The sequence below is a fragment of the Streptomyces sp. C10-9-1 genome, assembly GCF_024497955.1.
Taxonomy (GTDB): domain Bacteria; phylum Actinomycetota; class Actinomycetes; order Streptomycetales; family Streptomycetaceae; genus Streptomyces; species Streptomyces sanyensis.
Window position 1 is genome coordinate 105,101 of the sequence record NZ_JANHKP010000011.1, and the last position, 24,951, is coordinate 130,051.

Here is a 24,951-nt window from a genome sequence, read left to right on the forward strand (position 1 = left end):
ACGACCGGACGCCCCGAACCGACGCGCCGCGTGCACGCCCCGCGCCGGCACCCGCCCCGGCCACCGGCCGGAGCGGCGCACCACGCTTTCCCCTCCGACCGCGGAACCATGATCCGGACGGTCGCGCACCGCCGCACCGATGCCGCAAGGGCCTCCGCGTCCCGCCGCGGCAGCCCGCCCGTCCGCCACGCGGCGCACCGCTCCGCCGCCCGGCCACCCGGCCGGGCGCCGCCCCACGACCGAGGAGCCAGCAGTGGTACAGGAACGTCCAGGAATCGACCGCCGAGCCATCCTGCGCGCCGCCGTCGCCGGCGGTGGCGGCCTCGCCTTCGCCGGGACCCTGTGGCAGGGCGCCGCGCTGGCCGCACCGGCCCAGAACGGCCCCGGTCCGTACGGTGCCCTCCGGGTCGCCGACGCCAACGGCATCCGGCTGCCGGAGGGATTCACCAGCCGTGTGGTGGCGCGCTCGGGCCGGACCGTCCCCGGCACCGGCTTCGTCTGGCACGGGGCCCCGGACGGCGGTGCCTGCTTCCCCGACGGGCAGGGGTGGATCTACGTCTCCAACGCCGAGCTCTCCGGCGGCAGCGGGGGTGTCGGCGCGCTGCGCTTCGACGCGAACGGTCAGGTCACCGACGCCTACTCGATCCTGACCGGCACCAGCCGCAACTGCGCGGGCGGCCCCACGCCGTGGCACACCTGGCTCTCCTGCGAGGAGGTCGCCTACGGCTACGTCTTCGAGACCGACCCGTACGGCGTCGCCCCACCCGCCCGCCGGGACGCGATGGGCCGCTTCACCCACGAAGCCGCCGCCTGCGACCCCGACCGGCAGGTCGTCTACCTCACCGAGGACGAGCGCGACGGCTGCTTCTACCGCTTCGTCCCCCGCGTCTGGGGCAACCTCTCCCAGGGCGGCACCCTTCAGGTCCTGGTCGCCGGGGGCGGCACCAGCGGCTCCGGCACCTGGCAGACCGTACCGGACCCCACCCCCTCCCCGGGCCGGACCCCCACACGGAACCAGGTCAGCGGCGCCAAGCGCTTCGTCGGCGGAGAAGGCGCCTACTACGCCGACGGCCACTGCTGGTTCACCACGAAGGGCGACAACCGGGTCTGGCGCTTCAACGCCGCGGACGACACCTACGAACTCGCCTACGACGACGACCTGGTGAGCAACGGCCCGGCCCCCCTCACCAACGTGGACAACATCACCGGCTCCGCACTCTCCGGGGACCTCTTCATCGCCGAGGACGGCGCGGACATGGAGATCAACCTCATCACCCCGGACGAGGTCGTCGCCCCCTTCCTGCGCATCGAGGGGCAGGGCTCCTCCGAGATCACCGGCCCCTGGTTCAGTCCGGCCGGCGACCGCCTCTACTTCTCCTCGCAGCGCGGCACCAGCGGCTCCTCCTCCGGCGGCATCACCTACGAGGTCACCGGGCCCTTCCGGACCCGCGGCGGCGGACCCGGGGACACCACGCCGCCTACCGCCCCGTCCGCCCTCACCGCCGGCGGCATCACCGAGACCACCGTCACCCTGGGGTGGACCGCCTCGACCGACGACACCGGCGTCCACCGCTACGCGGTGGACGTGGACGGCACCGTGGTGAACCCGGCCGTCACCGGCACCGGCCACACCTGCACCGGCCTGTCGGCCGGGACCGCCTACGTCCTCGGGGTCACCGCCTACGACGCCGCGGGCAACGCCTCACCCCGCGCCACCGTCGCCGTCACCACCGCAGGCGACCCGCCCGGCGGGGGAGAGTTCAGCAACCACACCGACGTCCCGATCCGGGACCGCTCCACCGCCACCTCGACCATCGAGGTCGGCGGCGTCGGCGAGGCGGGGAGCTTCGAGGTGGACCTCGTGATCCTGCACACCTGGGCCGGCGACCTGACGGTCGACGTGATCGCCCCCGGCGGCCGGGAGTGGCGTCTGTGGAACCGCTCCGGCGGCAGCGCCGACGACATCCGCCGGACCTTCACCCTGAACGGGGCGGGCGTCGACGCCAACGGCGCCTGGACCATCCGCATCCACGACCACGCCGACCGGGACCAGGGGCACCTGGACTCCTGGACCCTGCGCTTCTGACCTCAGGGGCCGTCCCTTCCGGGCGGCGCGATCCCCGGCGCCGCCGGAGGGGACGGCCCCGCGCACCTCCCGGGCGGCAGCCGGAGCAGGCGGCGGACCGCTCGGCGGCCGCACCTCCGCCCCCCGCCCCCCGCCCGCCGCGCCGCCGGCCTCGCCCCGCCGGGCCCCGGACCGGCCGGGCGTCCCGGCCCCGCGACCGCCGCGGCCGGGCCGTACGGCGGAGGAGGACGCCGCTCGCGACGGGCCGGACGCCGCCGAACCGGCCCGGGGCCTCACGCATCATTCCGGGTCGGCGCCGTCCCGGGCGCGCCCGGCCGAGTCCGTGCGGCTCGGTGGACTCCGCCGTCCGGGCCGTGGATCATACTGGTCGCGCCCCGACCACCCACCGAACGGTTCCATGGCCAAGAAGAGCACTCCACCGGCTGCCGCCCCCGCCACCGTCTGGCTCGGGCGGGGGCACCACCTCGGTCCCGAGCCCGAGCTGGACGTCCGACGCAACCTGATCGCGCTCAAGGCGGCCGGGGTGGTCGACGACTTCCTGGAACTCGACCCCGTGGAGGCGGCCCGTTCCACCGATCTGTTCCCCCGGGACGCGTCCGCGGACCCGGGGCCGTCAGCCCGCCGCGTCTTCGAGGCGCGCTGGCGCGTGGCCGACGGTGTCACGGTCCGGGCGCAGCTGACCACCTGCGAACCCGAGTCCCGCGCGGCGCGGACCGGGGGCGCCGTCTGGGTGCTCGCGGCCGAGGCGGAGCGGGCCTGGGAAGCGGGCTGGCCGTCGCCCGCCACCGTCTTCTGGCCCGACAGCGACCGGGTCCCCTGGGACCACGACACGGTGCCGGGCCTACGGCTGCGAACGACGAACCACCTGCCTCAGGACGAGTCCGAGCTGCGCCGCCGACTGCGCGACTGCACCCGGCAGAGCTGGTTCGTCCACGTCGTGGTGCACGAGGCCATGACGCCCGGCACGCCCGGGCGGCAGCCGGTCACGGACTTCCTGCCCCCGGGGCTGCGGCACCGCGTGGTCGAGCACCGCGCCAGGCCGGAGCAGGCGCTCATCGTCGACTTCGTGACGAAGCGGGAGCTGGGCGTGCGAGTACCCCGCGGCGGCGCCGTCGTCCTGCCTCCCCAGCCGCCGGACCCGGAGCACGACGCGGAGGCGTTCACGGTCCGCAACGTCTTCCTCGACGGCACCGAGCCCGCCGAGCTGGTGGCCAGGATCGTGGAGTTCGCCTCGCGGCCGCGCCCGCTGCCGGACGGCGCGGAGCAGGCCCTGACCCGGCTGCGCCGGGGCTGGCACCTGCTCACCGCGGACGAGGAGCTGGTCCACGCCCGCGCCATGGTCACCCGGTACGCCAAGGCGCTCGAAGCCATGACGGCGTCCTGCGACCTGTACCGGGAGGCGGCCGAGTCGGCGCTCGCCGCGGTCGCCGAGGCCACCGGAGGCGACGGCGCGCCACGGACCCGCACCCCGGCGGCGGCGAAGCCGGACGCCTCGCCGCTGAGGACCCTCGCGCAGCGGTTCGGCCACCTGCGGGGCCCGAGCCGCTGAGGACGGGGGCGGGGCGCCCGTCCGCGGGTCCGGCGGAAGGCCGCCACCCGCGGCCCCGGCCGGTACCGCCGCCCGGAGTCCTGCCTGCGGTTCACCGGCTCCGCGAGGCCGCCGGGCCGGGCCGCACGGACCGCCACCCGGGAAGCAGGGGGCGCCGACGCAACCGGCCCCGGCTCCCGCATGCATGGCGCCGGTGCCGGGCGCGTCCCCGTCGAGGCGTTTTGGTAATGACAATCATTGTCGGATACGGTGGTGGTCGTTCCCTTGCCCCTCGGAGGTAGATCATGGCCGTTCCCAAGCGGAAGATGTCCCGCAGCAACACCCGTCACCGGCGCGCGCGGTGGAAGGCGGCGACGACGGCGCTCGTGCCGGTGACGGTGGACGGTTCCGTGTACCTCGTACCCCAGCGGCTGCGGAAGGCTTACGAGCGCGGCCTGCTGCGTCCCGGGGGATGAGCGTGGGCGGCGCCGTCGACCGGCGGCTGCCGGTCACCGTCCTGTCGGGCTTCCTCGGTGCGGGCAAGACCACCCTGCTCAACCATGTCCTGAGCAACCGTGAGGGCCTGCGGGCCGCCGTCATCGTCAACGACATGAGCGAGATCAACATCGACGCGGCGCTGGTGCGCGGTGGCGATGCGGCGCTGTCGCGGACGGAGGAGAGCCTGGTCGAGATGACCAACGGGTGCATCTGCTGCACTCTGCGCGACGACCTGCTCGCCGAGGTCGGCCGGCTCGCCCGTGAGGGCCGCTTCGACCACCTGCTCATCGAGTCCAGCGGAATCTCCGAGCCGATGCCGGTCGCCGCCACCTTCGCCTTCCCGCGCGACGACGGCACGACCCTGGGTGATCTGGCCCGGCTGGACACGATGGTCACCGTCGTCGACGCCGCGAACTTCCTCCCCGAGCTCGCGGCCGGCGACGGTCTCGCCGACCGCGGACTCGACCAGTACCGGGGGGACGAGCGGACGGTCAGTGACCTGCTGGTGGACCAGATCGAGTTCGCCGACGTGATCGTCCTCAACAAGCTCGACCTGGTGGAGCCCGAGGACGCCGCGCGTCTGCGTGCCGCCCTGGCCCGGTTGAATCCGGCGGCCCGTCTGCTGACCGCCGTCCGGGGCCGGGTGGCGCCCGGAGACGTCCTGGGCACCGGCCTCTTCGACCCGGAACGCGCGCAGCAGGCGCCGGGCTGGGTCATGGAACTCAACGGCGACCACGTGCCCGAGACCGAGGAGTACGGCATCTCCGGCATCGTGTTCCGCTCCGAGCTGCCGTTCCACCCGGGGCGGCTGTTCACCTTCGTGACCGAGGGGCTCGACAGCGGTGCGTACGGCGTGATCCTGCGTTCCAAGGGCTTCTTCCGGCTGGCCGGCCGGCCGCATGTCACCGGCCTCTGGTCGCAGGCCGGTTCCGTCGCCCGCTTCGAGCCGTCCGGTGCCCGTGACGGCGACGGTCCGGCCCAGGAACTGGTGTTCATCGGCACCGGACTGCGCGCCGATGCCCTCAGGGCGGCGCTCACGGCCTGCCTCATGGCCGAGGGTGACGTCGCGCCCGCCGTCGACCCGTTCCCCCGCTGGGACACCGGCGCGGCCGAGGAGGCCCGGGCGCACGGGCAGGAGCACGCGCACCCCGCGCCTGCGCCGTCCTGACGGACTCCGGGTCGAGCGGTGGTCGCAGCCACGGCACCGCTCGACCCGGCCTGCACGGGCGGAGGCGCGCGATGCCGCGGGCGGAACGGAGCGCGGACGCGGGCGGGTCCACGGACTCGCGGCCCACCCCCGGACCCGCCGGGTGCGCGGGTCCGCAGCCGGCCGCTGACGAGGGCGATCGCCGCCGACCGGCGCGTCCGCCCCGCGCACGGACGCGCCGTGCCGCCTCAGCGGCCCACCGGATCGCCGTCGGCGCCGTCGTTCCGGCAGATCAGCATGACGTGGCCGCCGTGGTGCAGCGGCGTGTCCACCCGCAGGCGCTTCTCCTCCTCGCCGGTCCCGGCGTCGATCAGGTGCACTTCGCCGTGTCCGCCGCGGGTGACGGCGACCAGGTGGGAGCCGGGAGAGGCCGCCACCGCACGGCGTTCCACGCCCTCCCAGGGGGTGCCGCCGCGCCGGGGGGCGCCGTCCATGGCGGGCAGCGGGATGCGCCGGAGGGTGCCGTCGTCGTCCATGAGGACCAGCTCGTCCCCGTCGGGGTGGATGCGGGTGAAGGCCGTGTGGCCCCGGGAGAGCGCCAGCCGGAAGACCAGACCGGGACCGAGCTCGGTGAGGAGCGTGCGGCCCGTCTCCAGGTCGTGGCGCCATGCCTGGTTGGTCCAGTCCGGCCACCGCAGCGGGTCCGGATCGCCCCCGCGCACGGTGGTCCACAGGGCCCGCCGGCGCGTGTCGAGACGGAGGTACCAGCCGCGGGCGGGCGACTCCCAGGCAATCACCCTCCCGGCCACGAGGCCGTCGCCGTCGCGGTGGGCCGACAGCACTCCCTCGCCCGTGGCGGCGAACACCTGCCCGGAGCGGGGGTCGTGTGCGTCACCGTGCCCGTCGTCCGGCAGGGGCAGGAGCGCCCGAGGGGCGGCCGTCGGGCAGCCGGGCGGGGCCGTGAGGAGGTCCGCGAACCGGTGGACCGCAAGTGAGCCCGGGGCCCTGTGCCGCAGGACGACGAGCGGGTCGCCGCCGCCGAGTACGGTCACGCCCGGTTCGCCGACGCGGGTGCGTACCCGTGAGGACTCGCCCGTGGCCAGGTCGACCACCGTCAGGAGGTCCGACCAGGGTTGCTCGTTCTCGCCCAGGCCGGTCGTGACGGCCACTCGGCGGCCGGACGGGTCGCAGGCCAGGTGCTCGGCGGGCACGGCCACCGGCACGGCGCGTTCGACGAGCCGCTCGCCGAAGGGGGCGAGCACCAGCAGTTCCCCCCGGCGGTCGTCGACACAGGCCACCCGCCCTCCCGGCAGCGCCAGGAACCCCGCGTGCTCGGAGATGTGGCGCCCCGTCAGACGTCCGGTGACCGCGCCGTCCGGCACGCTCGCCACGTGCACGGATCCGTCCACGTGGTCGGAGACGAGGAGCGCTGAGGCAGTCGTGGTCATGAGTCCTCCAGGGGGATTTAGTGAAAATGATTATCATGTATGTTCGGGGCGTTCCAGTTTCCGAGGAAGAAACGGAGGGCGCCGATGCTGTGCGCACCGTCGACGTTCGTTCGCAGTTGGCTCGCCGCGGTGGTGGCGGGTTCGGTCCTGGCCGGCTGCGGCTCGCCCGCGGAGGAGCCGGGGGCCGACCGGGCGCGGCCGAACCCGAGGGCCGAGGTCGCAGTCGAACCCATCGAGGAGGCGACGCGGTTGACCGACGTCAACGGCGTCAGGGTCTCCCTGGAGAAGCGGCCGGAGCGGATCGTCTGCCTGTTCGCGCTCTGCGACGACATCCTGACCGAACTCGGCATCGTGCCGACGGCGACCAACAGCGCACTGCTGGCCCACCCCGGCTTCCTCGGGGCGGAGCGTGCGGAGGAGGTCGCCGTCGTGCCCGGCGGATTCATCGCCCCGGAGGTGGAGGCGATCCTCTCCCACGACCCGGACCTCGTGATCGGGCTGGGGGACACCCACGGCAAGCTGGCCCCCGCGCTGAAGGGCGCCACCACGTTCTGGGCCATGCAGCCCGAGACGTGGGAGGACAGCGTCGGCTACCTGCGCGACACCGCGGCCCTCACCGGCCGCACCGCCGAGGGGGAGAAGGCCGAAAGGGCCTTCCGCTCCAAGCTCGCGGACGCGGAGAAGTCCCCGAGCGGCAAGACCGCCCTCATCATCTACGGCAGCGACGAGAACTTCGGGGTCGCGACTCCGGAAGCCGACGTGGCCGCCAGCCTGATGCCCGGGATAGCCGGGTACCCGTGGAAGTCCCGCGGCGTGGAGGGCGCGTACAGCCTTGAGGAGATCCTCGCGCAGGGGGTCGACGTCCTGTTCGTCGAGACCATGAGCTTCGGCGGCGGGGACGGGAAGCTGTCGGAGAAGCTGGCGGGGAACCCCCTGTGGAGCACGATCCCGGCCGTCAGGAACGGCGCCGTCCACGAGGTGGACCCGGACGTGTGGGCCAAGGGGCGCGGTACCCGTTCGATGGGCATCGTCCTCGACGAGGCCACGGCCGCGCTGCGGTGAGGGCGCCGTCCCCGCGACCCGAAGCGGCGGACAGGGTCCGGCGGTCGCCGCCGCGGGCCCGGAGGCAGCCCCTCCTGGTGATCGGGGCGCTGATGGCCGCCTCGGTCTGCGCGCTGTGCCTCGGTACTCCCTACGTCCCACCGCACCGGATCGCCGCTGCGGTGCTGGACGGGGACGCCACGCTCGCCGGGATCGTCGTCACCGAACTCCGCGTCCCCCGGCTGGTGCTGGCGCTGCTCGCGGGATCCTGCCTGGGTGCCGCAGGGCTCGTGCTCCAGGAGGCGCTCCGCAATCCGCTGGCGGTGCCGGAGATGCTGGGCGTCTCCTCCGGGGCGGCGCTGGGCGTGGCGGCCCCCCTGGTCCTGGCCCTGTCGCTGCCCGCCGCGGTCGAGCCCCTGCTGGCCCTCTGCGGGGCCGGGCTGGGAGGGGGGCTGACGCTGCTCGCCGCCGGGCTCGGGCGCAGTCCGTCCGCGGTCCTGCTGACGGGGGCCGCGGTCGCCGCCGCGCTACAGGCCGCGCTGCTCGTCCTGATGGTCATGGCGGACCAGCTCGACCTCCAGCTGATCTACCGCTACCTGCTGGGCTCCCTCTCCGCCCGGACGTGGGACGACGTCGAGGGGCTGTGGCCGTGGCTGCTCGCCGTGGTCCCGGCCCTGGTGCTCTGTGCGCCGGTGCTCTCGGTCATGCGGCTGGGCGACGAGGACGCCGAGGCGCTGGGCGTGCGCGTCCGGCGGGCCCGGCTGGCCGCGCTCGCCATCGCCGTCCTGCTGATCGCGCCGGTCACGGCCGTGTGCGGTCCCGTCGCGTGGGTGGGCTTCCTCGCCCCGCACCTGGCCCGCTGGTTCGACCCCGGTGGGGGAGCCGTGCGCCGGCTGCCGTGGGCCGCCGCCTGGGGTGCCGTCGTCGTGGCGGTCGCCGACGTCCCCGCCCGGCTGGCGCTGGCTCCCGTGGAGACCCCGGCCGGCGTCTGGACCGCTCTGCTGGGGGTTCCGGCCGGTGTCGCCCTGATGCGGTCGGGTCGTGGCGGCGGAGGCGGATCCGGCGGTCCGGTGCGTCGTGACGAGCCCGGGGCGCCCGGCGTCCTGCCGTGTCCCGCGAAGGCGACCGGAACGGAGGACGCACGGTGAACCGGCGTTTCGCCGCCCTCCTCGTCGCGGTCGTCGTGTGCGCGGGAGTGGAACTGACGGCCGGACGGGGCATGTCGCCGCATGCGGTGTGGGACGTGCTGGGTGGCGGTGGTGGCATGACGGAACGGCACATCCTCTGGCAGCTGCGGCTGCCCAGAACGCTGGTGGCGCTGGGCGCCGGGGCGTCCCTGGCCGTGGCCGGGCTGGTCCTGCAGTCCGCCCTGCGCAATCCGCTGGCCGGGCCCGAGGTGACGGGGGTGACCCCCGGAGCGGTCCTCGGGGCTGTCACCGCGACAGCCCTGGGCCTCGCGGGGTGGGAGTCGCCGATGGCCGTGGTCCTCGCCGCGTGCGCGGGCGGGTGCTCCGGGGCGCTGCTGCTGTGGCTGCTCGCCGGCCGCACCGGCGGCGATCCGGCCCAGACCGCCGTTCACGGAGTCCTCGTGTCGGCGGTGCTCGGCGGACTCACCGCCATGGTGCTGCTCGTGGAGCCCGGCGAGCTCGGCAGCGTCGTGCAGTGGCTGGTCGGCACCACCGAGGGGAGGGTCTGGGAGCACTGGCACCTCCTCTGGCCATGGGCGCTTGCCTGGGGGGCGGCGGCGTGGCTCCTCGCGGCCCCGCTGACGCTGCTGCGCTGCGGTGACGAGATCGCCGAAGCCGCAGGGCTCGCCGCCCGGCCGGCCCGCACCCTCGCCCTGCTGTGCGCGGTCGCGCTGACGGCGGGGGCGGTGGCCGCCGTCGGGGCGCTCGGCTTCGTGGGGCTGCTCGTCCCGCACCTGGCCACGGCTCTCTTCGGGGCGGACCTGCGGGCCGCTCTGCCCGGGGCCGCGCTGCTGGGAGCGGTCGTCGTCTGCGGGGCGGACGCGGCGGCCCAGCTGTCCTCCCGGCTGCTGCCGCGGGTGCTGGACACCGACCGGATCACGCTGCCGGTCGGCGCTCTCACCGCCTGTCTCGGCGCCGTCCTGCTGCTGGCCGTCGTGCGCCGAGCGCCGGGCCGAACCTTCTGAATCGACGGAGGACAGAGCATGACCGACTCCATGGGGATAGAGGTCCAGGGGGTTCGCTTCGGCTACCCCGCACGGCCCGTGCTGAGGGGTGTCGACCTGAGCGTCGGGCCGGGCGAGCTGACCGCACTCGTCGGTCTGAACGGGTGCGGCAAGTCGACCCTGCTGCGCCTGGCCGCCGGGCTGCTGCGGCCCGACCGGGGGCGGGTGCTGCTCGGCGGCGACGACCTCGCCGGGCTCTCCCGGCGCGCCACGGCGGCCAGGGTGGCGCTGCTGCACCAGGCGGCGACCCCGGTACCGGGTATGACGGTCCGGCACCTGGTGCGGCAGGGGCGGTACGCGGCCCGCGGCCCGCTGGGCATGCTGCGCGAGGGCGACGATGCGGTCGTGCGCCGGGCGCTGCGCGACGTCGGGGTCGGGCACTGGGCCGACCGGGACGTCGACGCGCTGTCCGGCGGCGAACGGCAGCGGGTGCGGCTGGCGATGGCGCTCGCCCAGGACACCCGCGTCCTGCTGCTCGACGAGCCGACCACCTATCTGGACCTGCACCACCAGCTCGACGTGCTGCGGACGGTGGTGCGCCTGCGCGAGGAGCGCGGACTCACGGTGGTGATGGTGCTGCACGACCTTGCGCACGCCGCCCGTTTCGCCGAGCGGATCGTCGCCCTGCGCGAAGGCACCGTGGTGGCGGACGGATCGCCGAAGGAGGTCGTCACGCCCGGCCTGCTGGCCGACGTGCTGAAGGTGGCCGGCCGCGTCGGTGCGGACCCCGAGCGTGGCTGGCCGGTGTGTTACCCGGATCACCCCCTCCCCGAACTAGAAAATGAAAACCAGTTCCATTAGTGTTCGGTTCGGGGCGCTCACCCGAACGCCCCATCTCCCTTACGAACAAGGAGAGTTCATGGACAACGAGCAGATCTTCACTCCGATCGCCGACCCGGGCCAGCTGGCACACGCCTCGGCCACCCACTCCAACGCCCTCGTCGAGAACCCCTTCGAGGACACCGAGGAGTAAGCGAGGGCCCCACGCCCTCGACCGTGGGCCCGCCCGTCGCCTGGCGGGCGGGCCCACGCCCGTATCCAGCCCCACTTCCGTCAGGAGGACCGCCGTGTCCCGCAGCCGGCTCGTACCCGGTGTCGACGTCGTCGCCGTGCCCGGGCGGGGTCTCGCCGTCCGCACCGCCGCCGGGGAGTACCTCCGCGTCAGGACACCCGAGGCGCACCAGGAGACCCTGCTCTCCGTACTGACCGGGGCGGACCCCGCCCCGCCGGACGGCGAGGTGCACCGCGTCGCGGCGGCCTTCGAGGCTGCGGGCTACCTGGCGGCCGAGTCGCGGCCCCCGCAGTGGCCCGCGGAGCGTCGGGACGTCCGCCTCCTCGGCGACCCGGTGCTGACCCGCCCGCTGGCCGCGCAGCTGGCCGCCCTGGGAGCCGAGCCCCGGACCGCACCGGCCGGGACCGACCCCGCCGCGTCGCCGCCGGAGATCGAGGACCTGCTCGACGGAGACCCCGCCGCCGTCGTGTGGTGCCTGGACGGCCCCGTACCCGACGGCCTCTGGGCAGCCGCCGACAGGCTCCCCGAGCACGGAGTCGCCTGGCTTCGCTGCCACCGTGAAGGGTGGCAGGCCTACGTCGAGCCCCTCGCCGCCGCCCCCGGAGACGTCACCGCGGCCCACGTCCGGGCACGCCGACTCGCCGCCACCCCCGCCCACCGCGAACTGGCCGCCTACTGGAGCGGCCCCCGTGCGTCGGGTGCGCCGGTCCGCCTCACGGTTCCCGCCGCCGCGCTGCTCGCCGCCCTGCTGGCCGACGACCTCGGCCGGTGGGCCACCGACACCGCCGACCCGGCCGGGTTCCCGGCACGGCGCCGGCTCCGGCACGTGGACCTGCGGACGCTGACCGTCACCGAGCACCCTGTCCTTCCGGTGCCCGTCGTCGCGTCGATACCGGGGCAGGACGGATGACGTCGTTCCCCGCGACGGTCGGCGGCCTCGCCACGGAGGTGCGCCTCCCCGCCGGCGCCGGCCCCTTCCCCGCCGTCCTCATCCGTACCCCGTACGACCGCGCCCGGCACCGGGCCGAGGCGGAGGGCTGGGCCCGGTGCGGGTTCGCCGCCGTCGTCCAGGACGTCCGGGGCCGCTTCGCCTCACCGGGAGCATGGCACCCGTACCGGAACGAGGCCGCCGACGGGGCGGCGGCGGCCCGGTGGATCCGGCGACAGCCCTGGAACGACGGGCGGTTCGTCGCCGCCGGTGCCTCCTACGCCGCCCACTGCGCCCTCGTCCTCGCCCTCGAAGCGCTCCCGGAGGCCCGACCGGACGCCGTGATCGCCGCCGTGCCCGCGCTCGGGGCGGCCGAGACCGCGCGCGAACCCTCCGGCGTGGAAAGGCTGCTGGCCCGTGCCGGATGGTGGGCCGCCCACGGCGACCGGCCGGACTCCGACGAGGCGGCACTGGACAGAGCCCTCGCCGCGGATCCCGGCCTGCTCACCCACCTGCCCCTCACCGGCCTCCCCGAGCGGATCGGCCGGGACCTGCCCTCCTGGACGGGCCTGTGGCGCCACCGGGAGCGCGGCCGGCTCTCCTCGCGCGCGCCGCACGCCGGCATGCCCTTGCTCGCCGTCGGCGGCCACCACGACCACTTCACCGAGGACACCGTCGCCCTCTGGCGCACGTGGGGCGGCCCCTCGGCCCGCCTCCTCCTCGGCCCCTGGGGGCACGGCCTCGTCGCCGCGCCCGGGGCCGACGCCGGACCATCCCACCGGGTCGCCCTCGGCGCGCTGTACGCGCGCTGGGCACGTCGCGCCCTGACCCGTGACCTGGCCCCCGGCCGCCACGGCGCACTGGCGCTGGGCGGCGGCGACCTGTGGCTGCCGGCGGGCACCGAAGGCGAACCGCGCAGGCTGCGGCCGCGGCTGCTGCACGGCACCGCCTTCACCGCCGACCCCGACCGGCCCGTCCGCTCCGACGGCCTCACCGTACCCACCGGGGGAGCCCCCGACCGCTGCGTGCTGGCCACGCCGCCGCTCCCGCGCCCGCTCGACGCCGTCGGGCCGGTGCGGATACGCCTGCGGGCCACGGCCGACACCCCGTCCGCCGACTGGGCCGCCCGCCTCGTCGCCCTCCCACCGGACGCCCCCGCCGAGCGGCTGGCCGTCGGGGTCCTGCGGCGCGGGGAAACGGACGACCGCCGGGCGGAGTTCACCGTCGAACTGGGTCGGCTTGCGCGCCGGCTCCGGGCCGGCACGCGGCTGCGGCTTGAGATCGCCGGCCACCACTTCCCGGCCCACGCCCGCAACCCCCACACGGGGGACGACCCGGTCACGGCCGACCGGCTGCTCGCCTCCCGGCGGGACGTCGACCCGGCGAGCGTGACGCTGACCCTGCACGTCCTCACCGCCCGCCCCACTTCCACCGACCCTGCCAAGGAGCTCCTGCGATGACGGCGCTGCCGCCGGAAGCACTCGTCGACCCCGTCTGCGGCATCGTCCGCGCCGTCGGGCCCGTCGACCACCCCGCGGGCGCCCCGCCCCGCTACACGGCGTTCACCGCCGAGGTGTCCGACGCCCGCCGGCTCGGCCTGTGGCCCGCCGACCGTGTCTCCCTCGGTACCTCCTTCGGCGACCCGGAGCAGGCCCGGGTGGCCGCGATAGCCGAGGGGGTCGAGCGGTACTGCGGAAACCGCGTGCCGCCGGCCGGCCACCCCGACGCCCCGCTGCGCGCCACCGCCGCCGAGCTGGAGGCGAGGGGCCTGCGGCTCTACGGCCCCGACGACCTGCCCTCGTACGCGACGTGGCAGTACGGCCGGGACGGGTTCCCCTACCGGCGCCTCACCGCCGACACCCCGTCCCTGTGGACGCGGGGCACCGAGCACCTGCCCGGCGGTGGCACCACGGAGGTCCGGGCACCCGTCGCCCTCACCCACCTCAACTGGCGCCAGGGCGATCTGCGCGACCTGCCGCGCACCCACCACCTCAACTACGCCGGAATAGCCACCGGCCGGGGCTTCGAGGACGCCGTCGAACGCGGCCTGCTGGAGACCGTCGAGCGCGACGCCCTGGAACTGTGGTGGCACCTCGACGGACCCACCCGCGGCATCGACCCGGCCAGCGTTCCCGGCCTCACGGACGACCTCGCCGGAACCGCGCTCGACGTCCACCTCGTCGAGATGCCCTCCGAGTTCGCCCCGTGCGTGGCCGCGCTCGTGCACGACCCCCGGAGCGGTCTCCACGCCGCCGGCTTCGCCTGCAAGTACGACCCGGCCGAAGCCGCCCGCAAGGCGGTCCTCGAAGCAGTCCACACCTGGATCTTCACCCAGGGCCTGACCGGCCCCGACGGCTGGGTCTTCCAGGCCGTCGAGGCCGGCCTCCTCGCCCGCGGCCTCTACCTGGAGCACCGCGCCGACGGCCGGTACCTCGACGCGTGCGGCGAGCAGTTCGCACACGTACGGGACCTGGGCGCGCACCCGCAGGTGTGGCTCGACGAACGGATGGCGGCCGAGGCCCGCCGGTTCACCGCCCCGGCCCACGGGACGGTGCCCGTCGACGCGGTCGGGCCGGGCAGCCGGGAGCGGCTGGAGAAGGCGCTGCACGCGGGCGGCCACCGCCTCATGACCTTCGACCTCACCACCGAGGACGTGGCCGAGACGACCCTGCGGGTGGCGCGGGTCCTCGTGTCCGGCCTTCTTCCGAACGCCCCCGCCGCCTTCGGCTACTTCGGCTGCCCGCGGCTCGCCGAGGCCGCCGTGCGACGGGGCTGGCGCACGACCGCACCACACGCGCCCGAGGATTTCACCCTGGCGCCTCCGCCGCACATGTGAGGGCGGCAGTGGAACCTCTCGACCACCACCCCCCGACGGCCGGAGACCACCGCTCCGGGAGCCACCGCCCCGAGATCCCGCGAGGCCCCGGCGGCGGCCCGGGGCATGCGGACCGTCTCCGGGACGCCCGTCCGGCGGGCCCGGCACGCCCCGTGGACGGCGGCCGCCCGGCGGATGCGGACCACCCGGGGGAGGAGGACCCCCGGGTCGGCCTCGCCGCCGCTCTGCGCGCCGCCCGCTCCGCGCGGTGCCCCGGCCCCGACACACCCGCGGGCCCGGCGGTACCGGACTGGGCGGGACCGCGGCTGCCGATCCCGCACGCCGGCCCGGCCCAGCTCGACCTGCGGGCTCTGCTCCGGCTCTCCCTCGCCGCCTCGGACGGCTCGGGGCGGCTGCGCCCGGCCCCCTCCGCCGGTGCGCTGCACCCGGTGGACACCGCACTCGTCGTCGGCTCCGGCTGCTCCCTGCCCCCCGGCCGCTACGGCTACGACCCGCTGCGCCACCGGGTCCACCGCCTCGGCCGGCAACCCGCAGCCACGCCACCGGGCGTGACCGTCGAACTCTCCGTCACCGCACGCCGTACCGCCTCCCACTACGGTCACCGTGCCTGGCCGCTGCTGCTGCTCGACACCGGGCACGCCGTCGGGGCACTGCTCCTCGCGGCCCGTGCCCTGGGCTGCGAGGAGCCCGAACTCCGGCTGGAGGGAGAGGCCCGGAGCCCGCTCGCCGCCGTACGCATCCGCCCGACCGGCCCCGCACAGCGCCTCCAGGCCCCCCGGAGCGCCCCGCCGTCTGCGGGCACGCCCACGCCCGGTGAACTGCTGGCCCGCCGCAGCACCCCGCCGCCGCTGCCCGGGACCCCGCCCCCGTACGCCCTGCGGGCGGTCCTCCGCCGCGCCTCGCGGGCGGGGGGCGGCGACCTGCGCTGGGCGGCGGCCGTCGGCCCCCCGCGCCCCGGCCTGACGGAGCTGACTCCGGACGGCACGGCGCTGCGCAGGTGTGCCGCGGGCGAGACCCGCCCGACACTCGCCGCCTGGGCGGCGGGACAGGCGTGGATCGCGGACGCGGGCGCCGTCCTGCTCGCCCGGGGCTGCCCCGGGGACGCCGGTGCGGCGCACATCCGCCGCACCCACCTGCGGGCCGGACTCGCCGTCCACCTGGCCCACGTCACGGCACTCCGCCACGGCCTGACCGCCCGGCCGGTGGGCTCCTGGCAGCAGGCGGACCTCGGCGCCGCCGTCGGCGGCGCGCCCGACCGGGACTGGATCGTCCACGGGCTGGCCCTCGGGACCCTTCACGCCGCAGAGGAGAACACCGCATGATCGTCCACCCCGAGCTGCGCCGGGCCGCGCGCCGCGCGCGCCGTCCCCTGCTCACGGCCACCCTCCTGCACGCCGCGGTCACCCTCACCCACCTGGCACAGGCCGCGCTCCTGGCCCTCGCCCTGGCCGACCTGTCCCGGGGCCGCGCGGGGCACCTGCCGTGGCTGATCGCCGGGGTGCTCGCCGTGGTCCTCGCCCGCGCGGGGCTCGGCGCATGGCAGCGGCGGACCGCGACCCGCGCCGGGGCCCACGTGAGGGTCGCACTGCGGGACGAACTCCTCGCCCACCTCGGGCGCCTGGGGCCCGCGCACCTGGACACCGCGCGGGCCGGGGCCGTCCGCACCACGCTCGTCGACGGCGTCGAGGGCGTCGACGCCTACGTCTCCCGCTACCTGCCCCAGCTCCTGGTCACCCTGGCCGTGCCGCCCCTGGTGCTCGCCGCCCTGGCCGCCGTGGAACCGGCGGTGCTGCTCGGCCTGGTCCCCGCCCTCCTCCTCGCCCTGTTCGGCCCGCGTGCCTGGGACCGGCTCCTCGCCGCCCGCGGCAGGGCGCACTGGGACACCTACGAAGCGCTGGGCGCCGACTACCTGGAAGCCCTGCAGGGCATGCCCGCTCTCCGGGCCGCCGGTGCGGTCGGCCGCACCCGCGCACGCCTGGAGAGGCGCTCGGCGGCGCTGCACCGGGCAACCGTGGCCAAACTCCGTGTCTCCCTGGTCGACACCGGCATCACCGACCTCGCCGTCCAGGGCGGCACCGCCGCCGCCGCGCTCCTCGCCGGCTGGTCCGCCGTCGGCGGAGCCACGACGGCGACCGGCACGTACCTGGCGCTGCTGCTCGCCTCCGAGTGCTTCCGGCCGGTCCGCGACCTCGCCCGCGAGTGGCACGCCGGATACCTCGGCGTGTCCGCCGCGGACGGCATCGCGGCGCTGCGCACCGCCGCACCCGCGGTCCAGGACACGGGCACGGCGCCCGCGGACTGGCCCCACCCCCCGGAACTGCGGTTCGAGAAGGTGCGGTTCGCCTACCACGGCGCCCGGGCGTCCGTCCTCGACGGCGTCTCCTTCACCGCTCCCGCGGGACGCACCACCGCCATCGTCGGTCCGTCCGGCGCGGGCAAGTCCACGCTGCTCGCGCTGCTCCTGCGCCACCACGACCCGGACGAAGGCCGGATCACCCTCGACGGGCGCCCCACCACCGGGTACCGCCTCGACGCACTGCGGCGGGGCGTCGCCGTGGTGTCGCAGGACACGTACCTGTTCCACGCCACCATCGCCGACAACCTGCGCATGGCCCGCCCCCAGGCCACGGACGCCGACCTGGCGGCGGCGGCGCGCGCGGCCGGCATCCACGACGAGATCGCCGCCCTTCCCGACGGCTACGCCACGGTCCTCGGCGAACGGGGCGCCACCCTGTCCGGAGGGCAGCGGCAGCGGCTCGCGCTCGCCCGGGCCCTGCTGGCGGACGCCCCGGTGCTCGTCCTCGACGAGGCGACGAGCTCGGTCGACGAGCGCCGCGAGGCGGACATCGTCCGCGAACTGGTGAACGCCGCAGGCGGCCGCACCGTCCTGGTGATAGCCCACCGGCTCGCCGCCGTCCGGCACGCCGACCACATCGTCGTCCTCGACGGGGGACGGGTCGAAGGCATCGGGGAACACACCCGGCTGGTCGAGGCCGGCGGCGTCTACGCCCGGCTGGTCGAGGCGGGCCGGACCCACCGGGGAGAGAGCGCCGCATGAGCCCTGCCACCGACACCCCCACCGGCACGGCCGGGGAGAGCGTGCCCGAGCGGGGATCGCTGCGCGCCCTGCTGCCGGTCCTCGCCGGCCACCGAGCCATGACACTGCGCACCTGCGCCGCCGCACTCCTCGAACAGGGCTCCCTCGTCGCGCTGGTCACACTGGCCGCCCACACCGTCGGCACGGCCGTCGTCGAGTCGACGGCACCCTCCTTCGGAACCGTCGGCGCACTGGCCGCCCTGGTCCTCGTACGGGCACTGACGACCTGGCGCGAGATGGACCTCTCGCACGATCTGGCCTACCGGGTCCTCGCCGCGCTGCGGGTCCGCGTCTTCGACGGTCTCGCCCGCAGCGCGCCCGCCCGCGTGGCCGGCCGCCGCAGCGGGGACCTCGCCGCCACCGCCATGGCCGACGTGGAGGCGCTGGAGTTCTTCTACGCCCACACCACCGCCCAACTCCTGGCAGCGGGGGCCGTCTTCACCGGCGGCGCGACGGTCCTCGCCGCGGTGGAGCCGTGGCTGCTCGCCGCCGTGCTGCCGGTCGCGGCCCTGCTCGCGGCCGCTCCCTTCGCCGACGCGCGCGGACGTGCGGTACGCGGCGCACGGACCCGTACGGCCGTCGCCGCTCTGTCCGCCGACACGGTGGAGACGGTCGACGGACTGCGCGAGCTGCTCGCCTTCGGCACCCTCGCCGGACGCCGGGACCGGCTGGCCCGACGCGGACGCGACGTCGGCCAGGCCCAGCGCGCCGAAGCCACCTGGGAGGCCCTCACCGCCGGGGTCCGCGACCTCCTCATCGTCTCGGCCGTCCTCGGCGTGGTGACCGCGGCGGCACAGGCCACGGCCTCCGGGCGGCTGCACGGGGCGTGGGCTCCGGCGGCGACGGCGCTCGCCCTGGCCGTCCTCGGCCCCGTCGCGGAGTCGGCCCGGTCCCTGAGCCAGGCCGTCGCCCTGCGGGCGGCCGCCGCCCGCGTCGGTGCGGCCGTCCGGGCTCCCGCCCTCGCCCCGCCGCCCGCCGTGCCCCGACCGCTGCCCCCCGGCCCGCTGGGCGTCCGCCTGCACCGGGTGGGGTTCGACTACGGCGGCGGCCCCGTCCTCGACGGCGTCGAGCTGACCGTCCCCGCAGGGCAGACGCTCGCCCTGGTCGGCGCCTCGGGCGCCGGCAAGTCGACCTGCGCCCACCTCATCGCACGCTTCTGGGACCCGTCCGACGGCACGGTGCGGCTCGTGGGGGCCGACGGGCAGGCCGTCGACCTGCGGGACGTGGACGATGCCGAACTCCGCAGGGCCGTGGCACTGGTGGGACAGGAGGCACCGCTCTTCCACGGCACCCTCGCCGAGAACCTGCGGCTCGCCGCCCCCGAGGCCGACGACGAGCTCCTCACCGAGACGGCCCGCCGGTGCGGGGTGGACCGGATCGCCGCGCTGAGCACCCTGCTCGGCGAGCGCGGCTCCACCGTCTCCGGAGGCCAGCGGGCCCGCATCGCCCTTGCCCGCGCGCTGCTGGTGCGGCCGAGGGTCCTCGTCCTGGACGAGTCCACCGCCCACCTGGACAACGCCAGCGACGCCCGGCTCGCCGCCGCGCTGCACCAGGAAGGCCGTACGACCATCGTCATCGCCCACCGCCGCGCCACCGTCCGGAGGGCCGACCGCATCGCCGTCCTCGAAGCCGGACGCATCGTGGAGGAGGGGACCTGGGAGGAGCTCACCGGCCGCCCCGGCAGCGCGCTCAACCGCAGCCTCGCCGAAACCGCTCCCTGAGGCCGCGGGCCGTGCCGCGGTCCGCGGGGACGCGTCAGACGCCGGGAGGGCAGGCGACCAGCAGGGGAAGCAGCGGGACGGCCAGGGCGACCGCGGCCACCGAACCGCGGAGTGCCGGGTGGGTGGCACGGCGCGGGCCGAGGATGCGCCGGATGCGGAGGAGGGCCGTCGCACCGCCGGCGCCGAACGCGCCCTTCGGGGTCCGGCCTGCCGCCATGGCGTACATCGCGGTCGCCAGGGCCTCGTGCGAGTGGCTCCGCAGTGTGCGGTCGTCCGCGATCATCTCCAGCAGTACAGCCGTCTCCTCCCGCGTCCGGCGTGCGAGCGGCAGCCAGGGGAAGACGGTGGCGAACGCCTCCGCTGCGGCGACGACCAGATGGTGGCGGCCGACGACGTGCGCCCGCTCGTGTGCGAGGACGGCGTCGAGCTGTTCCTCCGTGAGCAGCCGCACGGCCGCGTCGCTGACCACGATGCGGGAGCGGAGACCCGGCAGGCAGTACGCCGCGGGGGTGCCGTGCGCCAGCACGGTGGCCCGCAGGCGGTCGGAGCGCACTCCCACCTTGTCGAGCCGGTCACGGTGCCGAGCGCGTGCCAGCCCTGCCCGGGCGAGGTGGAAGAGGAAGGCGCCGACGACCGCGGTGACGACGGAGAGGGGCATCGCCAGGGCCGGTCCGCCGGCGGTGGTCGGGTCCGGCACGGCGGGGGTTCCCGCGCCGAGGCCGCAGGCGTGCAGCAGGCCCAGGAGTCCGGCGTGCAGATGCCCGGTCGGAGCGGCCAGCTGGGAGGCCGCAAGCACGGTCGCGAGCGTGAACGACGCCAAGAGGGCGAACCACACGGCCGCTCCGAGGGCCGGTACCCGGTGGCGCCATGCGCCGCGTATCACCAGGCGCGGCGCGGCGACGCCCACGACGGCCGCGTATCCCAGGAGGACGGGGGCCGCGTTCACTGCTTCGCCCGTCGTCCGACGTCCCGCAGGGCCTTCCGGAGCGCCGCGATCTCGTCGTCGTCGAGGTTCTCCACGAACCGCATGAGAGCGGCGGGCCGGTCCTCGCTGGCTTCGAGGCCGTCCTCCATGAGCGCGGCCGAGTACGCCTCACGGGATGCGGCGGCCTTGTACAGCCAGATCCGGCCGCTCCTGGCCCGTGTGAGGTGGCCCTTGTGGAAGAGGATGGTCGTCACCGTGGTCACGGTGGTGTAGGCGGCGTCCCGGTGCAGGTTGATGTCGTCGACGACCTCGCGCACGGTGGCGGGGCGGTTCCATCTCCAGAAGCGGTCCATGATCTCCGCCTCGAGTTGCCCCAGCCGGCGCATCGCCCGTTCCTCTCCGCTGATCCGCACTCCGTTTCATACTAGACGGGCGTTCAGGGCGTGTTCCGCGCGCGACGGCCCGCGTGGTTCCCGGGGCGGGGGCAGGCGCTCCCCCTCGCCGCCCGCCACGCAACGGCGCCGCTCCGCGGGGGCGCGTCCCTCCGCGCCGCCAACGGCCGCCACGGACGTGCCGGTGACGGCCGTGGCGGCCGGGCCGGGAGGACGCGCCCCGGGCGGCCGTGCCCCGCCACCGCGCCGGGCCCTCTCCGGCAGGTCCCGCCTGGCCCGGCGGGCGGACGGCGCCCTGTGCCCGCCACGGCCTAGGCGCGCGGCAGGACCCTCATGACCAGGCCGACGGCGGGCTTCGGGCCGAACGAGGTGGACTTGCGGGGCAGCAGAACGCCCTGCTCGGCGAGGTCCCGTATCCCGTTCTCGGTGGGAGTCGGCAGGAGTACGGCGGTGCCGGTGCCCTGGCGGGCCACGGCTGCGACGGCCCGGTCGGCGTCGTGCACGTGGACCACTGCGCCGGGCAGGTCGGGAACGGACCAGCAGCGGGTGATGAGGAGCCGGTCGGTGACGGCTGCGGGCTCCCCGTGCCACTGATCCGGCAGTCCCGCCAACGCCTCGGACAGCGCCGACGGCTGCGGGTCCGTCACGCTCCAGGCACCTCCCTCTCCGGCGAGCACCAGTTCGCCGGGCCGGGGCAGCCGCGGCCCGGACGGAAGCGACCGGACGCGTGCGACGCCGCCCGCCGCTCGCGCGGCCTTCGCCGCGTCCAGACCCGGCAGGAGCCGGTGGATCGGCCTCAGCCGCAGCGGGGTGGAGGCCGAGTCCACGAGCAGCACCAGGTTGCGCAGCCAGGGGAGGCCCCCGGGCCGGCGGCTGAGCCGCCGGGCCGCCGCGAGGCGGTGGTGGCCGTCCGCGAGGAGCGGGATCCGGCCTGCGCCGAGGCCGGAGGTCAGCACCTCCTGGTCGGCGGGGTCGGCGCACCGCCACAGGTGGTGCGTGAGGCCACCCAGCCGGACGGCGGCGACGCGGCGGTGTTCGGCGGCCCACTCCGCGAGGCGGCGCCCGGCCGCCTCGTCGGAGCGGTGGGTGAGCAGCAGCGGCTCCAGCTGGGCTCGCAGGCCGTTCAGGTGGGCGGCGCGCTGCCGTACGACGTGCTCCTGCACGTCCTCGTGCGGGAGGACGGGACCTGCGTGGGCCCCGGCGACGGCGAGTTCGCCGATGATGCCGCGCTGCAGGAGGCGCGGGCCGAGCCGCTGTTCGTAGACGTACAGCGAGGGCTCGGGGTCCCGGCGCAGCACGCCGCGCTCCAGCCAGCGGGCCAGCTGCCCGGCGGCGTCCCGGGGGGCGGGCGAGTAGAGCAGGCGGGCTATGTGGTGGGGCCGGGCTCGCTGCGCGCGGGCGTGCGCGGGACTCATGTCGTCGTGCGGGGGACTGAGTACGGCGGACAACTGGCCGGCCTGTGCCGGGTCGTAGCGTACGGCGCGGAACGGAAGGAGCCGCACGCAGGCGCGGGCCTTCCACGAGGGGACGGTCGTCACGTTCACTCCCGAAAGTGGGCACGGCGGTACGGGGGCGGGCGCCTCCGGGCGCCCGCCCCCGCCGCGGGTGTCAGGTCAGGCGGTCACGGGCTTCGGCCGGGCTCCGGTGTGCGGTGCGGCGAGCCGCCCGGTCCGGTGCAGCCCGTAGAGGGCGGCGGTGCACACCAGGCCGAGCGCGGTCAGCGCCAGCCAGGGCAGCGCGGACAGCCCCGCTCCGCGGGCGGCGTCGAGAGCCGCACCGGTCAGCAGGTTGCCGAGGGTGATGCCGACTCCGCAGACGGTGTTGTAGAGGCCGTAGTGCGTGGCCACGAGCCGGTCGCCGGAGAGCCGGACGATGGTGTCCATCTCGAAGGGGTAGGCGATCATCGTGCCGACCGCGAGGAGGAGTGCCGAGAGCGTCGGCGGCACGCAGGCACGCAGCCACAGCCCGACGCCCTCGTCGGGCACGGGAACCGCCGCCGCGAGGAGCAGGGGCACGAAGGCCGTACCCATCGTGAGCAGCCCCCAGGTGAGGGCGCGTCCCGGCTCCATACGGGCCTTGCACCACGCGGTCACCCGCGTCTGGAACAGGATCGTGCTCAGCCCGGACACGGCGAACAGGACGGCGACGCCTGCCGTGCCGGACGCGTCCTCGCCGCCGAGTCGCCGCACCTCCAGGGGGAGCGCCAGGTACACCTGGAAGGACATGACGTACGAGCCGATCATGGCCACGGAGAAGAGCAGGAACGGGCGGTTGGCGAGGATGCCGCGCCACTCGGCGAGCACGCTCGGCCCGTCCTTCTGCTTCGTCTCCTTGGCCCGGCGGGCCGGGAGGGCGCGGATCTGCACCGCGCTCAGGACGGCGAAGGTGCCGGCCGCGACGAGGCAGGTGACGCGGAAGTCGACCCCGGTCAGCACCATGCCCACGAGCGGCCCGAGCAGGATGCCCGCCTGGTAGAAGACGTTGAAGAGCGCGAACGCCTCCACCCGGCGCTCGCCCGCGTCGGCGGCGAGGTAGGCGCGGGTGGCCGGGTTGAACAGGGCGCCGGCGAGGCCCGTGGCCGCGGAGGCGGCGATCAGGGCGGGTACGGAGTCCACCAGGCCCAGGGTGGCGAACCCGGCCGTGCGCAGGACGAGTCCGGCGATGATCATCGGCTTGTAGCCGAGCCGGTCGGCGAGGGTGCCGCCGACCAGGAACATGCCCTGCTGGCTGAAGTTGCGTACCCCGAGGATGAGCCCGACCAGCCAGCCGGCGAGCCCGAGGGGTCCTGCCAGGTGGGTGGCCAGGTAGGGCATGAGCATGTAGAAGCCCAGGTTGATGGTGAACTGGTTCACCATCAGCAGCCGTACGCTGCGTTCGTAGGAGCGGAAATCGGAGAAAGTCCCCTTCATCAGGCCTGCTCCTCCGCTGCCTCCGCCGGCCCGGGGACGTCGGATGCGTCCTCCCGGCCCAGGGTGAGGGGGTCGACGACGGTGGTGCAGCGGGTCCAGCGGAGCACCTCCTTCTCGTCCAGGCGGCCCAGGACCTCCGGTTCGGGCGCGGGCGGGCCGTCGAGGAGGCCGTGGGCGGCGCAGTAGTCGTCGTCGTACACGGTGCCGAGGTAGCGCTGCGGCCCGTCGGGGAAGATCGTCGCGATCCGGGTCTCCCGGGGGAGCGACCGGGCGAGCCAGCCGGAGACGAGGGCGACGGCGCCGACGCTCCACCCGCCCGTGGCGTAGTGCGAGGTGGCGAGCTGCCGGCAGGTCCACACCGCCTCGCTCGGCGCGACCCAGTGCACCTCGTCGAAGCGGTCGTAGGCGACGTTGCGCGGGTAGATGCTGGATCCGAGTCCGCGCATCAGCCGCGGCCGGGCCGGCTGGCCGAAGATCGTCGAACCGATGGTGTCGACGCCGACCAGGGTCAGGTCCGGATAGAGCTGCCGCAGGACGCGGGAGACGCCCGCCGAGTGCCCACCGGTGCCCACGCTGCACACCAGCACGTCGATGTGGCCCATGTCGGCGGCCAGTTCGAGGGCGAGCGGGGTGTACGCGGTGGTGTTGTCGGGATTGTTGTACTGGTCCGGGCACCAGGAGCCGGGGTGCTGCTCCAGGAGCTGGGAGACCCGGTCCCGGCGGGCCTGCTGCCAGCCCCCCGTGGGGTGCGGCTCGGAGACCACGTTGACCCGGACTCCGTACGCGGACAGCAGCCGCGTCATGGAACTCTCCAGCCCCGGGTCGGTGACCAGGGTGACGGGGTGTCCGTAGACCATGCCGGCGAGGGCGAGGCCGAGGCCGAGCGTGCCGCTGGTGGACTCGATGATCCGTGCGCCGGGGCGCAGGTCGCCGCGGGCGCGGGCCCGTTCGACCATGTGGAGGCCCGGGCGGTCCTTGATGCCCCCGGGGTTGAAGCCCTCCAGTTTCGCCCAGAACCCGCGGCCGGTCGGGGCGAGCGGCTCCGAGACGTGGAGGAGGGGGGTGTTGCCCACCAGCCCGGGCAGGGCGGGTCGGGTAGGGGGTGTGACGTCGGTGGTGGGGGAGTGCATGGTCCGCTCTCGTTTCGGTGGTGGGCGTCAGGTACTCGTTCGGGAGGCGGCCGCGCCGTGCG

The 24,951-nt window shown here is 75.8% G+C and carries 20 protein-coding genes and 2 pseudogenes; 16 read left to right on the plus strand and 6 right to left on the minus strand.

Annotated elements, in window-relative coordinates:
- Positions 1 to 274: 274 nt before the first annotated feature.
- From NPS70_RS17420 to NPS70_RS17440, 5 genes and pseudogenes are all read left to right on the plus strand, one after another.
- Positions 275 to 1,447, plus strand: a pseudogene (locus NPS70_RS17420) (alkaline phosphatase PhoX); the annotation flags it as partial.
- A gap of 48 nt (positions 1,448 to 1,495) precedes the next feature.
- Positions 1,496 to 2,086: pseudogene (locus NPS70_RS28910) on the plus strand (proprotein convertase P-domain-containing protein); the annotation flags it as partial.
- A gap of 397 nt (positions 2,087 to 2,483) precedes the next feature.
- Positions 2,484 to 3,635, plus strand: a complete 1,152-nt coding sequence (locus tag NPS70_RS17430) for a hypothetical protein (RefSeq protein WP_256525204.1) — start codon at positions 2,484 to 2,486, stop codon at positions 3,633 to 3,635.
- A 284-nt stretch (positions 3,636 to 3,919) separates the two neighbouring features.
- Positions 3,920 to 4,090 carry a 50S ribosomal protein L32 gene (rpmF, locus tag NPS70_RS17435; protein ID WP_256525205.1) on the plus strand — a complete coding sequence of 57 codons (171 nt, stop codon included), beginning with the start codon at positions 3,920 to 3,922 and terminating at the stop codon, positions 4,088 to 4,090.
- Positions 4,087 to 5,280 carry a GTP-binding protein gene (locus NPS70_RS17440; protein WP_256525206.1) on the plus strand — a complete coding sequence of 398 codons (1,194 nt, stop codon included), beginning with the start codon at positions 4,087 to 4,089 and terminating at the stop codon, positions 5,278 to 5,280. Before rpmF ends, NPS70_RS17440 begins: the two co-directional genes overlap by 4 nt.
- A gap of 227 nt (positions 5,281 to 5,507) precedes the next feature.
- On the opposite strand, the gene NPS70_RS17445 is transcribed toward NPS70_RS17440, so the two are convergent.
- Positions 5,508 to 6,707: a hypothetical protein gene (locus tag NPS70_RS17445; RefSeq protein WP_256525207.1), complete on the minus strand. Its 1,200-nt coding sequence runs from the start codon at positions 6,705 to 6,707 to the stop codon at positions 5,508 to 5,510.
- Positions 6,708 to 6,791: 84 nt separating this feature from the next.
- On the opposite strand from NPS70_RS17445, the gene NPS70_RS17450 reads away from it, so the two are divergent.
- The 11 genes from NPS70_RS17450 (at position 6,792) to NPS70_RS17500 (ending at position 19,533) form a co-directional block, all read left to right on the plus strand.
- Positions 6,792 to 7,769 (plus strand): ABC transporter substrate-binding protein, encoded by a 978-nt coding sequence (locus NPS70_RS17450; protein ID WP_256525208.1) that lies wholly within the window; start codon positions 6,792 to 6,794, stop codon positions 7,767 to 7,769.
- A 92-nt stretch (positions 7,770 to 7,861) separates the two neighbouring features.
- Positions 7,862 to 8,896 (plus strand): iron ABC transporter permease, encoded by a 1,035-nt coding sequence (locus tag NPS70_RS17455; RefSeq protein WP_256525342.1) that lies wholly within the window; start codon positions 7,862 to 7,864, stop codon positions 8,894 to 8,896.
- Positions 8,893 to 9,900, plus strand: a complete 1,008-nt coding sequence (locus NPS70_RS17460) for an iron ABC transporter permease (RefSeq protein ID WP_256525209.1) — start codon at positions 8,893 to 8,895, stop codon at positions 9,898 to 9,900. Before NPS70_RS17455 ends, NPS70_RS17460 begins: the two co-directional genes overlap by 4 nt.
- 18 nt (positions 9,901 to 9,918) lie before the next feature.
- Entirely contained in the window at positions 9,919 to 10,740 is an 822-nt protein-coding gene (locus tag NPS70_RS17465) for an ABC transporter ATP-binding protein (protein ID WP_256525210.1), read from the plus strand.
- Positions 10,741 to 10,798: 58 nt separating this feature from the next.
- The gene (gene amiA / locus NPS70_RS17470) at positions 10,799 to 10,912 is read left to right on the plus strand and encodes a streptamidine family RiPP (RefSeq protein ID WP_256525211.1); all 114 of its coding nucleotides are present in this window, start codon (positions 10,799 to 10,801) and stop codon (positions 10,910 to 10,912) included.
- 94 nt (positions 10,913 to 11,006) lie between these two features.
- Positions 11,007 to 11,861 (plus strand): hypothetical protein, encoded by an 855-nt coding sequence (locus NPS70_RS17475; RefSeq protein WP_256525212.1) that lies wholly within the window; start codon positions 11,007 to 11,009, stop codon positions 11,859 to 11,861.
- A complete protein-coding gene (locus tag NPS70_RS17480; protein ID WP_256525213.1) occupies positions 11,858 to 13,339 on the plus strand; it encodes a CocE/NonD family hydrolase in 1,482 nt (493 codons plus the stop codon). Before NPS70_RS17475 ends, NPS70_RS17480 begins: the two co-directional genes overlap by 4 nt.
- Complete coding sequence (locus NPS70_RS17485; protein WP_256525214.1) at positions 13,336 to 14,715, plus strand: YcaO-like family protein; 1,380 nt, start codon at positions 13,336 to 13,338, stop codon at positions 14,713 to 14,715. Before NPS70_RS17480 ends, NPS70_RS17485 begins: the two co-directional genes overlap by 4 nt.
- Positions 14,716 to 14,867: 152 nt before the next feature.
- Positions 14,868 to 16,037, plus strand: a complete 1,170-nt coding sequence (locus NPS70_RS17490; RefSeq protein WP_256525215.1) for a SagB/ThcOx family dehydrogenase — start codon at positions 14,868 to 14,870, stop codon at positions 16,035 to 16,037.
- Positions 16,034 to 17,773 carry an ABC transporter ATP-binding protein/permease gene (locus NPS70_RS17495; RefSeq protein ID WP_256525216.1) on the plus strand — a complete coding sequence of 580 codons (1,740 nt, stop codon included), beginning with the start codon at positions 16,034 to 16,036 and terminating at the stop codon, positions 17,771 to 17,773. Before NPS70_RS17490 ends, NPS70_RS17495 begins: the two co-directional genes overlap by 4 nt.
- Entirely contained in the window at positions 17,770 to 19,533 is a 1,764-nt protein-coding gene (locus NPS70_RS17500) for an ABC transporter ATP-binding protein (RefSeq protein ID WP_256525217.1), read from the plus strand. Before NPS70_RS17495 ends, NPS70_RS17500 begins: the two co-directional genes overlap by 4 nt.
- Before the next feature lie 34 nt (positions 19,534 to 19,567).
- Here the strand turns inward: NPS70_RS17500 and NPS70_RS17505 are convergent, their stop codons facing one another.
- The 5 genes from NPS70_RS17505 to NPS70_RS17525 form a co-directional block, all read right to left on the minus strand.
- Positions 19,568 to 20,479, minus strand: coding sequence for a M56 family metallopeptidase (locus NPS70_RS17505; RefSeq protein ID WP_256525218.1), 912 nt, complete (start codon positions 20,477 to 20,479; stop codon positions 19,568 to 19,570).
- Positions 20,476 to 20,844 carry a BlaI/MecI/CopY family transcriptional regulator gene (locus tag NPS70_RS17510; RefSeq protein WP_256525343.1) on the minus strand — a complete coding sequence of 123 codons (369 nt, stop codon included), beginning with the start codon at positions 20,842 to 20,844 and terminating at the stop codon, positions 20,476 to 20,478. The genes NPS70_RS17505 and NPS70_RS17510 overlap by 4 nt, the downstream gene beginning before the upstream one ends.
- 317 nt (positions 20,845 to 21,161) lie before the next feature.
- Positions 21,162 to 22,394, minus strand: a complete 1,233-nt coding sequence (locus tag NPS70_RS17515) for a DUF1015 domain-containing protein (RefSeq protein WP_256525219.1) — start codon at positions 22,392 to 22,394, stop codon at positions 21,162 to 21,164.
- A 69-nt stretch (positions 22,395 to 22,463) separates the two neighbouring features.
- Entirely contained in the window at positions 22,464 to 23,759 is a 1,296-nt protein-coding gene (locus NPS70_RS17520; RefSeq protein WP_256525220.1) for an MFS transporter, read from the minus strand.
- Positions 23,759 to 24,889, minus strand: a complete 1,131-nt coding sequence (locus NPS70_RS17525; RefSeq protein WP_256525221.1) for a PLP-dependent cysteine synthase family protein — start codon at positions 24,887 to 24,889, stop codon at positions 23,759 to 23,761. The genes NPS70_RS17520 and NPS70_RS17525 overlap by 1 nt, the downstream gene beginning before the upstream one ends.
- Positions 24,890 to 24,951 lie beyond the last annotated feature (62 nt).

Bases quoted from the DNA above. Each gene is read 5' to 3' on its own strand.
- NPS70_RS17430 (WP_256525204.1), top strand. From the start codon at position 2,484: ATGGCCAAGAAGAGCACTCCACCGGCTGCCGCCCCCGCCACCGTCTGG.
- rpmF (WP_256525205.1), top strand. From the start codon at position 3,920: ATGGCCGTTCCCAAGCGGAAGATGTCCCGCAGCAACACCCGTCACCGG.
- NPS70_RS17440 (WP_256525206.1), top strand. From the start codon at position 4,087: ATGAGCGTGGGCGGCGCCGTCGACCGGCGGCTGCCGGTCACCGTCCTG.
- NPS70_RS17445 (WP_256525207.1), bottom strand. From the start codon at position 6,707: ATGACCACGACTGCCTCAGCGCTCCTCGTCTCCGACCACGTGGACGGA.
- NPS70_RS17450 (WP_256525208.1), top strand. From the start codon at position 6,792: ATGCTGTGCGCACCGTCGACGTTCGTTCGCAGTTGGCTCGCCGCGGTG.
- NPS70_RS17455 (WP_256525342.1), top strand. From the start codon at position 7,862: ATGGCCGCCTCGGTCTGCGCGCTGTGCCTCGGTACTCCCTACGTCCCA.
- NPS70_RS17465 (WP_256525210.1), top strand. From the start codon at position 9,919: ATGACCGACTCCATGGGGATAGAGGTCCAGGGGGTTCGCTTCGGCTAC.
- amiA (WP_256525211.1), top strand. From the start codon at position 10,799: ATGGACAACGAGCAGATCTTCACTCCGATCGCCGACCCGGGCCAGCTG.
- NPS70_RS17480 (WP_256525213.1), top strand. From the start codon at position 11,858: ATGACGTCGTTCCCCGCGACGGTCGGCGGCCTCGCCACGGAGGTGCGC.
- NPS70_RS17485 (WP_256525214.1), top strand. From the start codon at position 13,336: ATGACGGCGCTGCCGCCGGAAGCACTCGTCGACCCCGTCTGCGGCATC.
- NPS70_RS17495 (WP_256525216.1), top strand. From the start codon at position 16,034: ATGATCGTCCACCCCGAGCTGCGCCGGGCCGCGCGCCGCGCGCGCCGT.
- NPS70_RS17500 (WP_256525217.1), top strand. From the start codon at position 17,770: ATGAGCCCTGCCACCGACACCCCCACCGGCACGGCCGGGGAGAGCGTG.
- NPS70_RS17510 (WP_256525343.1), bottom strand. From the start codon at position 20,844: ATGCGCCGGCTGGGGCAACTCGAGGCGGAGATCATGGACCGCTTCTGG.
- NPS70_RS17520 (WP_256525220.1), bottom strand. From the start codon at position 23,759: ATGAAGGGGACTTTCTCCGATTTCCGCTCCTACGAACGCAGCGTACGG.
- NPS70_RS17525 (WP_256525221.1), bottom strand. From the start codon at position 24,889: ATGCACTCCCCCACCACCGACGTCACACCCCCTACCCGACCCGCCCTG.